Below are 12,904 nucleotides of genomic sequence, written 5' to 3' on the forward strand. Positions count from 1 at the left end.
TTTTTTATGCATAGTTGAAATCATTTTTGTGATTAACCTCGGCCTCTAAATTTGCGGAAGAGCCATGTAACGAGCAACACGATAATAACAATGATGATCAGGGCTGTCCACATGCCAGCTTCAAAGATATCGCCGACAAGCTCACAGCTGCTCAATGTCAAGGACAGTAGCACGATGAGCGGTATAAAGTAGGCTTTTATATTTTTCATAGTTGTAGGGATAATATGGTTTTATTTGAGACCTGTTTTATTTGGCGAAGTATTAACAGGTTATAATATGATAATATCGCCATGTTACTTGTTTACTGCCACCGGCTCAAAAAGGTTGAAGGCAAGGGAAAATGAGACTTCCGTGCGAGGACGAGGGATACAAGTTGACAAGCATTTGCCTGCAGAAAGAATAACAGCGGCATAAGCCGCAGCGTATGGTGGGGCGAGTAGGTATACCAAGGATGGGAAAGCCGGGCTGGCAAAATTAAAATGCTGTGCCACTGCTGTTACCGCAAGAATTGAGTTGTATATTTACATTGTTAGTAAAATTATGGGTCGTTTGGATATAAATTTCGTAGGCTTTCTTGAGTTTTGAACAGTATTACGAATTTATTGTTCTTTTGAAAATTACATAAGTATATGAATAGTAGCAATAATTCTTCAGACCCGGAAGTGGTTCTGATTGGTGCGGGCATCATGAGTGCCACACTGGGCGTGCTGCTGAAAGAGTTACAGCCTGATCTTAAAATAGCGATTTATGAGCGGTTGGATGTGGCGGCGGCAGAGAGTTCAGATGCCTGGAATAACGCAGGTACAGGCCACTCGGCCTTCTGTGAGTTAAATTATACCCCCGAGTTGCCCAATGGCACGGTCGAAACGAATAAAGCAGTTAAAATAGCGGAGTCTTTTGAAGTGTCAAAGCAGTTCTGGGCCTACCTGATCGAGCGCGATCTCATTAAAATCCCCGGAAACTTTATACGCAGCATCCCGCACATGAGCTTTGTGTGGGGCGATGACAATGTGAGCTTCCTGCGCAAGCGGTTCCACGCCCTGACGGCCTGCCACCTGTTTCAGGGGATGCAGTACTCTGAAGACCCGAAAGAGCTTGAAGAGTGGATGCCTTTGGTTATGGAGGGGCGCGGCAAGCAGAGAGTGGCCGCTACCCGCATGGACATTGGAACCGACGTGAACTTCGGGGAGCTGACGCGCTGCATGTTCGACCACCTGAAGGAGATGGAAGGGGTTACGCTGTATTTTAACCACGACGTGCGCAAGTTAAAGCGCCACGACGATGGCAGATGGCAGCTTAAAGTGAAGAACCTGGCAACGGGCAACAAGCAGAAGGTGCTGGCTAAATTCGTCTTTATTGGGGCAGGCGGCGGCTCGCTGCACCTCCTCGAAAAATCAGGTATACCGGAAGGGAAAGGGTATGGCGGCTTCCCGGTAAGCGGGCAGTGGCTCAAGTGCACCAACCCCGACGTGATCAGGAAACACCAGGCGAAAGTGTATGGCAAGGCCGCTGTTGGCTCCCCGCCTATGTCGGTGCCGCACCTGGATACACGTATGATCAACGGAAAACGCGAGTTGCTTTTCGGCCCTTATGCCGGGTTTTCAACCAAGTTTCTCAAGAGCGGGTCATACCTGGACCTGCCGCGTTCCATCAAGATAAACAACCTGCGGCCGATGATGGCGGCCGGCATTAAGAACCTGCCGCTCACCAAGTACCTCATCGACCAGGTGCGCCAGTCGCCTGAAGACAAAATGGCTTCGCTGCGGGAGTACTTCCCGGATGCCAGGCGTGAAGATTGGGAGCTTGAGGTTGCGGGCCAGCGGGTGCAGGTGATCAAAAAAGACCCGAAGCATGGCGGTGTGCTGGAATTCGGAACGGAGGTAGTAAGTGCAGCCGATGGCTCCATTGCGGCTTTGCTAGGTGCTTCGCCAGGGGCCTCCACGGCTGTGTCTATCATGGTGGGGTTAATCGAGCGCTGTTTCCCACAGCAAATCCAGACCCCGGAATGGCAGGAAAAGATGAAGCAGATGATTCCGTCTTACGGCGACTCATTGGCAGACAACGCTCTTCTGCTGGATGAAGTGCGTGAGCATACCAGCGAGGTGCTTGGTCTGAAGACCATCGAGCAGGAACAAGTGCAGAAATAGCACCCAGCATATATTTTATAGAGGCCCCCGCTGCAGGAAGCGCATAAACATGCGCTCCTGCAGCGGGGGCTTTCTTTTTATGGTGTGCCCTTTCGCAGAGTCAGGCTTTGTGCATTTGGTCCGGAAGGTGGTTCAAATCTCCTGTGCCACGGTGCACTGGTAACACGCAATACTTATTGTCAAATAAGTAGCTATATAATTTTGATATTCAGAGTGATTAATTACTATTTATGCTGAAATAGTTTCTTTTTAATAGAAGAGCGTTTATATTTAGCATACATAAAGCACAGATGCTCTTGACACTGAGCAGTCTTGGCGTAAAGCTTATTTCAATTCCAGCCTTGCAGGAGGCATACTGATAGAGCTGATAAACAGGTATTCAAAGCCGAATCGGTTTTCGCATACAGAGGGGGCATTTCAGCACATCAGTTTCCAGTACGTAGCAATTTTGCGCATACGTTAGTGGGCATCAGCATTTGCTTGCGGCGGGTCTGCACAGCATCGTCAACAAAATACATCTAACAATACCACAACCAGAAGTAAAGGGCTCTGCTCTATCCTTCAAGACGCACGCACACGCGAATAAGTGTTAGATGTACGCTATAAAATAATGCACTGGCCAATCGTGTAGGAACTAGCCTAAAGGACCATATCTGTACGATTGACTTCAGAAGCTAGGACTTAAGGTACTATCGCAGCGACTCAAGAAGTGTTTTTCTGTAGCATAGTCGGTATTCGCCACGGCAATTATGCCATGGCATAAGAGTTAAAATACAGAGCAATGAACAAAACCATTTTAGCAATAGCTTTTTTAGCCGGCGCGCTGGCACTGCCCGCATGCCACAACCTGAAGCCGGACGGAGCCGCCCTTCCCCTGCAATCGAGGGCGGAGCGCGAGGAACTGTATAGCCAGCTAACAGAGGAGCAGAAAAGGCTGCCTGAAAACGCTGTGCTGGGCCTGGAGGCTGCTGAGGGCTTAGAAGTCAAGCTGTTTGCCTCCGAACCCATGATGGGCAACCCCACCAACATCGATGTAGATGCCAAGGGGCGCGTGTGGGTATGCGAAGCTTATAATTACCGCAACGAGCTGAATCCGAACAACCCGCAGCGGGAGGCCGGGGACCGCATCCTGATCCTGGAAGACCTGAATGACGACGGGCACGCTGACACTGCCAAGGTGTTTTACCAGGGGCGGGACATTGACGCGGCGCTTGGGGTGGCGGTGCTGGGCAATAAGGTAATTGTGAGTAGCAGCCCAAATGTGTTTCTGCTGACCGACACGGATGGCGATGATGTGGCAGACAAAAAGGAGGTGCTCTATTCCGGCTTAGGCGGTGTGCAGCATGACCACGCGATCCACTCTTTCTCCTTTGGTCCGGACGGAAAACTGTACTTTAACTTCGGCAATGAAGGACGGCAGATTCTGGACCGCAACGGCAAGCCCGTGGTGGATAAAGATGGCAAGCAAGTGAACAACAGTGGACAGCCTTACCGGCAGGGTATGGTCTTTAGGGTAAACCCCGACGGAAGCGATTTCGAGGTGCTGGCGCATAACTTCCGCAACAACTACGAGGCTGCCGTGGATTCTTATGGGACCCTCTGGCAGTCTGATAACGATGATGATGGCAACCAAGGCGTGCGTATCAACTACGTGATGGAGTATGGCAACTATGGCTATACAGATGAGATGACAGGGGCCGGGTGGCGCTCACGGCGCACCAACATGGAGAAGGAAGTTCCCCTGCAGCACTGGCACCAGAACGACCCCGGCTCGATTCCGAACCTGCTGCAAACAGGTGCCGGCTCACCTACAGGTATGGTGGTGTACGAGGGGAATCTGCTGCCTGAGGTATACCGCAACCAGATGATCCACACGGACGCTGGCCCCAATACTGTGCGAGCCTACCCCGTAACCCCGGATGGGGCAGGGTATAAGGCCGAAATCGTGCCGTTGGTGGAAGGCGTGCGCGATCAGTGGTTTCGGCCTTCTGACCTGAGCGTGGCTCCAGACGGCTCTATCTATGTATCCGACTGGTATGACCCTGGGGTAGGTGGCCACCAGATGGCCGACATCAACAGAGGACGCATTTTCAGGATAGCGCCCCCACAAACGCCCTATCATACCCCCAAGCTTGACCTTACGTCACCGCAAAGTGCTGTCGTAGCGCTGCAAAGCCCTAATCTGGCCACGCGATACTTGGCTTGGGAGCAGTTGCACAATTGGGGTGCAAAGGCGGAACCTGCGCTCCTGACACTTTGGGAGTCGGACACCGACCGCATGCGGGCCCGGGCACTCTGGCTGTTGGCCAAGATAAAAGGGCGGCAAGACAAGTATATTCGGCTAGCCTTGAAAGACAAGAACCCGGACATACGGATAACCGGCCTTCGCATTGCACGGCAGGAGGCAGCTAATACCATCCCATACATCCGGCAACTGGTAAAAGACCCTGACCCGCAGGTGCGCCGCGAAGCTGCCATAGCGTTGCGCCATAACACGGCTGCAGAGGCTCCGGCGCTTTGGGCAGCGCTGGCGCAGCAGTACGACGGCAACGACCGCTGGTATCTGGAAGCATTAGGCATAGGTGCAGACGGGCAGTGGGACAAGTTCTTTACAGCCTACCAGGCTGAAGCAGGCAAAGAACTGAACAGCCCGGCCAGCCGGCAGATTGTATGGCGCGCACGTACCGGGCTGGCATTGCCTTACCTGGCGCGGCACATCACAGCGGAGGAGACCCCGGCAGCCGACAGGGCAAAATACTTCCGGGCATTTGATTTTGTCCAGGATCCGGCAAAGGAAAAGACACTGTTGGGTTTACTGGATGCTACCGGGCCTAACCAGGCGGAAATCGCCAAATTAACTTTGAATCACATCGGCCCGGAGAGCCTGGCTAAGTCGCCAAAAGCAAAGGCTGTCCTCAACCGGACATTGGCAGCGCTGGAGGGGACGCAGGAGTTTGTGGACCTGGTGCAGCGCTATAAACTAAAGAACCAGAACCCAGCCCTGCTTCGGTTGGCCCTCGCTCGCCCGGACAGTAGCCTCGGGGTAGAGGCGGCAAAGCTGTTGCTGAACAATGGTGGAACAGCCCTGATCAAACAAACGATTACCGGAAAAAATGAGCAGCAAGCCCTGCGCATGCTGCAAGCGCTCAGCCGGATAGGTAACAATGAATCGATGGGGCTGCTAGAGGAGGTGATGCTCAATAAATCCGAGGGGATGGCAGTACGCAAAGCAGCCGTGAAGGCACTTGGTACTGGCTGGAGCGGAGAAGAGCGGCTGATGCAGGTTGTGAAAGGCGGTAAGCTTCCCAAGGCGCTGGAGCCGGCTGCATCCGCTGCCCTGGCCGGGGCTATGCGCACCGCCATTCGGGATGAGGCACTGAAGTATCTGAAAGCTGTGAACGCCACGGAAGGCAAGGCCCTGCCGCCCATTAGCGAGTTGGCCATGCGGTCTGGCGACGTGCTGAAAGGCAGGCAGATGTTTCAGCAGAGTTGCAGCGTGTGCCACCAGGTGGGCAACGACGGCGCTAACTTTGGCCCGGCACTTACCCAGATTGGTAGCAAGCTGACGAAAGATGCCCTTTACGTATCCATCCTGCACCCGGACGCCGGAATCAGCTTTGGGTATGAGGGCTATGTGCTGAAGTTGAAGGATGGCAGTGAGGTGGCGGGCATTATCTCCAGCGAAACGGAAAGTGAAGTGGAGCTGGTAAGCCCTGGCGGTATGAAGAACCGCTATGAGCGCGCCAATGTTGTCGCGAAGACACAAATGGAGCACTCGATTATGCCCGCGAACTTGCAGCAGGGGATGTCGGAGCAGGAACTGGTTGACCTGGTTGAGTACTTATACACACTCAAAAAGCCCGTAGGCAACACCGTTTCTGCCAGATAAAGTATTGATAAAAGTATAGAGCAGAATCTCACTACTAAGAAGATATGAAGATCCCATCTAACCGGCGCAATGCGCTGAAACACATGGCCGGCGGAGCAGCGCTTTTTGCCTCGGCCATGTTGTTGCCGGAGCCCTTGAAGGCAGCAGGCGCTAAAGAGATCAGGCTGAAAGGCAAGATCAAGCACTCAGTGTGCAAGTGGTGCTACAAAGATATTCCCCTGGAAGAGCTATGCAAAGCTGCCAAGGGGATTGGCTTAAGCTCAATCGAGTTGCTGGGGCCGGACGAATGGCCAACACTTAAGAAGTACGGCCTAACTTGTGCCATGGCCTGGGGCGCAGAGAAAAGCCTGACCGAAGGCTTTAACGACCCGAAATACCACGATGAGCTGGTGGCACGCTACGAGGCCATGATTCCGAAAGTGGCCAGCGCCGGATTGGATAACCTCATCTGCTTTTCTGGTAACCGCAACGGAATGAGCGATGAGCAGGGTATGGAAAATTGCGCCAAAGGGCTGAAGCGGCTGATGAAGACGGCCGAAAAGCACAAGGTTACCCTCTCGATGGAGCTGCTCAACAGCAAGGTTAACCATAAGGATTATATGTGCGACCACACCAAATGGGGCGTTGAGTTGGCCAAAATGATTGGTTCCGATCGTTTCAAGCTGCTGTACGACATTTACCACATGCAGATTATGGAAGGCGACGTGATCCGAACCATTCAGGAATATCATCCCTATATCTCGCATTACCACACCGGCGGGGTACCGGGCCGCAACGAGATTGATAATACGCAGGAGTTATACTACCCGGCCATCATGCAAGCTATTGTAGACACTGGCTTCAAGGGGTATGTGGGGCAGGAGTTCATCCCAAAATCAAAGGAGCCTTTGACCTCGCTCCGCGACAGCGTGGTTATTTGTGATGTGTAAGTGATTTTCGAAGTAAGAAGCTAATGCTTAATAGTTTATCTCTAAGTAATGTCATAGTTTGATTAGCCATGTTTTACAAGGGAGGCACATGGCAAGTAAGAACTACTTTTTAGCCTAGGATTATACCCTAAAACGAACATATGTTTTAGGGTATAATAATTTGAAATAATTAAAGCTGCAAGGGTAAATTTAAAATGAGTAATTAATTACTTTTTATATGCAAAGTGTTTTTATTTCTATAAAAGAGCACTTATATTTAGATATCAAAATTGAAGACTACAGTTAACCACGAAATACTGTTGCCATATCCACAGAGCATTAGCCTCAATCGTGGCCACTGATTAAAGGTAAATGAAACCGGTTCGGTTTTATCTTACATAGGGGGCAATCAGTGAGCCTGCTTTTAACACTTAGCCGAGCATTTTATGCCAGCGTGCAGCATGCGCACTTGCTAAGGTTGGTAAAATGAACAATCAACATCAAGTTTTCTGAATAAGCTTATTCTGAAGGCACAAAACCTAAGTTTTGCTACCTACAGCACCAATTTCTGCGTGCTCTTTTAAGTGTGCTTACAACATTAATTAGAGTGCGGTCTGGTGGGTTTTATCGAACTACAACGAGAGTATATTTTATCATTCTATAACCTTAAAGCAAGATGACCTATGCAACACAATTTACAAAAAGAGTTGAAATACTGGCTGGTATTGCCTCTTTTGCTATTTTCCTTGATAACGCACGCCCAAGGCCTAACCGTAAAGGGAAAAGTAACTGACGAGAAAGGCATTGGGCTGCCAGGCGTAACGGTTCTGCTGAAGGGCACCAATACCGCTGCCCCTACCGGTATGGATGGCACTTACACGCTCAACGTGCCAAATGGCAATGGCACGCTCGTCTTTACGTACATTGGTTTTTCGCCGCAGGATGTTCCCATTAACAACCGCACCACAGTAAACGTGCAACTGACTACAGACGCAAAGGCACTGGAAGAAGTGGTTGTGGTGGGGTATGGTACACAAAAGAAAGAGACCGTAACAGGCTCGGTTGCTGCCGTAAAGGGATCCGAACTGGAGAAATCGCCCGCGGTTAACATCACCAACTCTATTGCCGGCCGTATGCCCGGTGTAGTAGCCGTGAACAGAAGCGGTGAGCCGGGGTATGATGGCTCTGTAATCCGGATAAGGGGCTCGAACACATTGGGTGAGAACGGGGCTTTAATCGTGATTGACGGTGTGCCAGCCCGTGCAGGAGGTATAGAGCGCCTCAACCCTGCAGACATTCAGAGTATTTCCGTGCTGAAAGATGCTTCGGCAGCCATATACGGCTCACGTGCCGCCAATGGCGTTATTCTGGTTACCACCAAGCGTGGCACCAGCGGCAAACCAAAACTTTCTTATTCCTTTAATCAGGGTTTTGCGCAGCCTACCGTTATACCAGACTTGGCCAATGCCACACAGTTCGCTGAAATGCGCAATGACCTGGAGATCTACAACCGCGTGCCCGTTCATTTGTGGGGCGAGGCAACACAGGCTTTTGCCAACACCGGTAGCTATACCCTGCCCGACGGATCTGTGGTTAACTCACACTATGGGCCGGAGGATTTCAAGAAATTCAGAGATGGCTCTAACCCATGGACGCATCCGAACACAGACTGGTATAAAGCTACGTTGAAGGAATGGTCTCCGCAGTCGCAGCATAACCTGCAGCTAACGGGAGGCAATGACAACATCCGCTTTCTGACATCACTGGGCTATGTGAATCAGGATGCATTCTACAAAAACTCTGCAACAGGTTATAAGCAGTATGACCTGCGTGTGAACCTGGATGCAACCATCAGCGAGTACATCAAAGCAAGTGTTGGAATGCTTGGGCGCCAGGAGAACCGCTTTTTCCCAACCGTGGGGGCCGGGGCTATTTTCAGGATGCAGATGCGTGGTATCCCGACAGCGCCAGCCCGCTGGCCTGATGGAAGACCGGGACCTGACATTGAAAACGGTGAGAACCCAGTGGTGATTACCACAAACGAAACAGGTTACGACCGGGACAACCGCAACTACCTCCAAACAAATGGCTCTGTGGAGATCACAAACCCTTGGATCGAAGGACTTAAGTTTACAGGTACGGCAGCAATTGACAAAATGACCCGCCGCCAGAAGAGATGGCAAATTCCATGGTACCTGTACTCTTGGGACAAAACAAGCTACGAAGATGATGGCGTAACGCCACGGCTCACTTCTGGCCGCCGGGGGCCAGCAGACCCTAACCTGAACCTGGCCAGCGAAGAGCAGCTTAATATCCTGCTGGGTGGTATCCTGTCATACGACCGCACCTTCGGCGACCATGCCGTAACGGTAATGGCTGGCACAAACCGGGAAACCATCGATTGGGACCGCTTTACTGCTTACCGCCGGTACTTTATCTCGCCTGCCATCGACCAGATTAGCGTAGGTGGAAACCTGGAGCGCAACAACGGAGGTGACGCCTCTGAGCGGGCACGCCTAAGCCATTTCGGACGCTTTGCCTACAACTACAAGGAAAAGTATATGGCGGAGTTCCTGTGGCGCTACGATGCATCAGATATCTTCCCGAGGGAAACTCGCTATGGATTCTTCCCAGGCGTACTGGCTGCCTGGCAGATCTCAGAGGAGGAATTCTTCAAGAACAGCGTCCCTGTGGTGAACTACCTGAAGCTGCGTGGCTCGTGGGGGCAGATGGGTAACGATAACCTCGGGGCAGAGGGCAACGCTTACAACTACCTCTCCACAAACGTGTTCGGGACTTACATTATCGGCGGGCAGGAAGTGTCTACGCTGCGTGAAAACCGGGTGCCTAACCCTAACATCACCTGGGAAGTAGCAAGTAATGCCAACCTAGGTATGGACGGACAGTTGCTGCAAGGCAAGATCAACTTTGAGTTTGATGTCTTCTATAACAAACGCACGAACATCCTGTGGTTCCGGAATGCCTCTGTGCCCCAGACCACCGGTATCAGTTTGCCACGTGAGAACATAGGAGAAGTAGCCAACCGGGGGTGGGATGCTTTGATTGGTTATAATGGCCAGGTAGGCGATGTGGCGTTCAGGATCAGCGCCAACGGTGGATATGCCAGAAACGAAGTATTGTTCTGGGATGAAGCACCGGGTGCCCCCGACCACCAACGGTCTACCGGCAAGCCTATGGGCACTGCCCTGCGATACGAGTATGACGGTATATTTGTCGACCAGGCTGACATCGACGCCAATGCCCTTGACTATAGCGCCATCGTTGGTACGCTGCGGCCAGGCGACATGAAGTACAAGGATATCTCCGGACCAAACGGCGTGCCGGATGGCAAGATCACACCAGACGACAGAACAAGGGATCCCCGCAATGATATCCCTACTTTCCAGGGAGGCCTAAACGCTAATGCCAGCTTCAGGAACTTCGACTTCAGCGTACTGTTCCAAGGGTCAGCTGGCGCAGTAATGACGATGGGCACCGGCGAAATGGGAAGTATCGGTAACTTCTTAGAGGACATCTATGTGAACCGCTGGACGGTGAATAACCCGAGCAGTGAGCACCCGCGCATTGCCGATCGTGGCAACCAGTATTATTCCGGAGGAAACACTTACTGGATGAGAAGCACAGATTACATCCGACTGAAAAACATTGAACTGGGCTATACCCTGCCAGCCACCCTAGGCAGCAAAGTAGGGCTAAGCGCACTGCGGGTGTATGTAAATGCTCTGAACCTGGCCACCTGGGACAAGCTAAAGGTGTATGACCCTGAGAACGTGAACTCGAACGGGCAGTACTACCCTCAGTCCAGAATTATCAACACCGGTGTAACAGCAACATTTTAAGCGCAATCAAAATGAAGAAATTTAATAGATTAAAATCTTTGTCTTGGGGAGTCATAACAGCTTTGGTGCTTTCAACCGGCTGTAACGATGATTTCCTGGATACTCAACCCCTGACGCAGATACCCTCCAACGTAGTTTGGACGGATGCCTCCCTTGCGGAGGCTTTTGTAACCAACCTCTACACCGCCTTGGGCAATGGCGGGTTTGATGAGCAGATGATGGCATCCTTGACGGATGAGGCCCTCTTTACGCACCCAGGGCGGGGTATCAACACCATCACAGAGGCCCGCTCTAATCCGGCTGATCCGGGATGGATCAACTACACCCTGAATTGGCCTAACATGTACAGCCACATCCGGGCGTCTAACCTGGCAATCGAGAACCTGCGCGACCCGAAGTTCAACAACCCCGCCATGCAGGAGCGGTTGTTAGGCGAAGCATTGTTCATGCGTGCATACCTCTATCACCAGTTAGTGCGCTACTATGGTGGTGTGCCGCTTGTGGAAAGGTCATACGCCTTGGGGGAGGATGATTATACCATTCCCCGCAACACGTTTGAGGAGAGTGTGAACTTTATCGTGAAAGACTGCGATGAGGCGGCCGGTCTGTTAGAAGGCAAATCGATGGCTAAGGGGCGCGCATCTAAAGTGGCAGCCTTGGCACTCAAGTCCCGCATATTGCTGTATGCCGCTTCCGACCTGCACGACATCCCTACAGCTCGCGCAAAATCGGACGCGATTGCCGCTTTTACTAAGCCTGAACTGATCGGGTATGTCAGCGGGAACCAAACAGAGCGCTGGCAAAAAGCGCAGGCAGCTGCCAAAGCCGTACTGGACATCCCCGGCCTTGGGTATGAGTTGAACCTGTCTGCACCCGTGTCCGCAGAGCAAGGCACGCAGAACTACGTCAATGTGTCCCTGTTTCGCAATGGCGGGGAGCAGGACATGATCTTTGGCCGAAACTTTATACAGTCGAAAAATGAGAACGGCGGCCGCATTGGCTTGTTCAACGGTCCGAACGGCTATCGTAACTGGGCGGGTAATACGCCGCTGCAGGATCTGGTGGATGATTATGAGATGATGGACGGCAGTGAGTTCAGCTGGGATAACCCGGCTCACCGGGCAGCCCCTTACGCCAACCGCGACCCGCGCCTGAAGGCGACAGTGCTTTACGACGGCTCTGACTGGAAGCCAAGGTTCACGACGACAGACCCTGCAAACCAGATTCAGACCGGGCAATACGAGGTGATTGGCGCAAACGGGCAGAAGACAATCCACTTTGGGCTTGACACCCGTCAAAGCTCTATCGAGGACTGGAACGGTACCCGCACCGGTTACTACATGCGCCGCTTCGTAGATCCAAGCCCGAATTTAACGGATATGAACATGTGGCAGCAAGTGCCATGGGCGTTTTTCCGGTACACTGAAGCTGTGCTGAATTATGTGGAAGCCAGCATTGAGCTTGGTGAAGATGCAGTGGCACAGCAGTGGCTGAACAAAGTGCGTTTCCGGGCGGGTATGCCTGCCGTCACCGAAACAGGTGATGCCCTGATGGAACGGTACCGCAACGAGCGCCGGGTGGAAATGGCTTATGAGGAACAGCGCTACCACGACGTTCGCCGTTGGATGATCGCTTCACGCGTAATGAGCCAGCAGCCCCGCATCATCGACATCAAAGGCGTGTTGAAGCCAGGCAAAAACGTGACGCTTTATCAGCATAGCACAGACAACTACACCTATACATACAACCCGATTGAGCTTGGGAAAGGTGTTGAGAACCGGGCCTGGAACGATAAAATGTTTTACCTGCCGATTCACCGGGACGAAATGAACCGTAACGACAAACTGGTGCAAAACCCAGGGTACTAATATCATCTCTGCTTTACCTACTATCTATGCTGGCCTTAAAGTGCCAGCATAGATTTTTTATATAAAACATATTTTGTTTTTGATAGCAAAAGCGGGTGCTGACGGATTCTGAAAGCTACATTTTAGTTAAAGGTATTGGTCCTGAACAAGCGTTTGACAGGTTTAGTAGAGCTTAAAGAGGCGCAATGCTATATTTTTCGATAAAAATTATGTAAAATCAGAGGCTAAAGGA

General features: G+C 51.7%; 6 protein-coding genes. 5 read left to right on the forward strand and 1 reads right to left on the reverse strand.

Features of this window, described 5'->3' with window-relative positions:
• Positions 1-32: 32 nt before the first annotated feature.
• On the reverse strand, positions 33-209 hold the full coding sequence (locus tag ACXYMU_RS00340) for a hypothetical protein (protein ID WP_458984355.1): 177 nt from the start codon (positions 207-209) through the stop codon (positions 33-35).
• Positions 210-629: 420 nt separating this feature from the next.
• Between ACXYMU_RS00340 and ACXYMU_RS00345 the strand changes: the two genes are divergently transcribed.
• The 5 genes from ACXYMU_RS00345 to ACXYMU_RS00365 all read left to right on the forward strand — a co-directional run bounded on the left by ACXYMU_RS00345 (position 630) and on the right by ACXYMU_RS00365 (position 12,672).
• Positions 630-2,147, forward strand: a complete 1,518-nt coding sequence (locus ACXYMU_RS00345) for a malate:quinone oxidoreductase (protein WP_458984356.1) — start codon at positions 630-632, stop codon at positions 2,145-2,147.
• A gap of 781 nt (positions 2,148-2,928) precedes the next feature.
• Entirely contained in the window at positions 2,929-6,036 is a 3,108-nt protein-coding gene (locus ACXYMU_RS00350) for a PVC-type heme-binding CxxCH protein (RefSeq protein WP_458984357.1), read from the forward strand.
• Between the two features lie 44 nt (positions 6,037-6,080).
• On the forward strand, positions 6,081-6,965 hold the full coding sequence (locus ACXYMU_RS00355) for a hydroxypyruvate isomerase family protein (RefSeq protein WP_458984358.1): 885 nt from the start codon (positions 6,081-6,083) through the stop codon (positions 6,963-6,965).
• Positions 6,966-7,627: 662 nt separating this feature from the next.
• On the forward strand, positions 7,628-10,804 hold the full coding sequence (locus ACXYMU_RS00360) for a SusC/RagA family TonB-linked outer membrane protein (protein ID WP_458984359.1): 3,177 nt from the start codon (positions 7,628-7,630) through the stop codon (positions 10,802-10,804).
• An 11-nt stretch (positions 10,805-10,815) separates the two neighbouring features.
• Positions 10,816-12,672: a RagB/SusD family nutrient uptake outer membrane protein gene (locus tag ACXYMU_RS00365; protein ID WP_458984360.1), complete on the forward strand. Its 1,857-nt coding sequence runs from the start codon at positions 10,816-10,818 to the stop codon at positions 12,670-12,672.
• Positions 12,673-12,904: the final 232 nt, after the last annotated feature.

It is taken from the genome of Pontibacter sp. CAU 1760 (assembly GCF_054482735.1).

Excerpts from the sequence above, each read along its gene's own strand:
- ACXYMU_RS00340 (WP_458984355.1), bottom strand. The coding sequence starts at position 209 with ATGAAAAATATAAAAGCCTACTTTATACCGCTCATCGTGCTACTGTCC.
- ACXYMU_RS00345 (WP_458984356.1), top strand. The coding sequence starts at position 630 with ATGAATAGTAGCAATAATTCTTCAGACCCGGAAGTGGTTCTGATTGGT.
- ACXYMU_RS00350 (WP_458984357.1), top strand. The coding sequence starts at position 2,929 with ATGAACAAAACCATTTTAGCAATAGCTTTTTTAGCCGGCGCGCTGGCA.
- ACXYMU_RS00355 (WP_458984358.1), top strand. The coding sequence starts at position 6,081 with ATGAAGATCCCATCTAACCGGCGCAATGCGCTGAAACACATGGCCGGC.
- ACXYMU_RS00360 (WP_458984359.1), top strand. The coding sequence starts at position 7,628 with ATGCAACACAATTTACAAAAAGAGTTGAAATACTGGCTGGTATTGCCT.
- ACXYMU_RS00365 (WP_458984360.1), top strand. The coding sequence starts at position 10,816 with ATGAAGAAATTTAATAGATTAAAATCTTTGTCTTGGGGAGTCATAACA.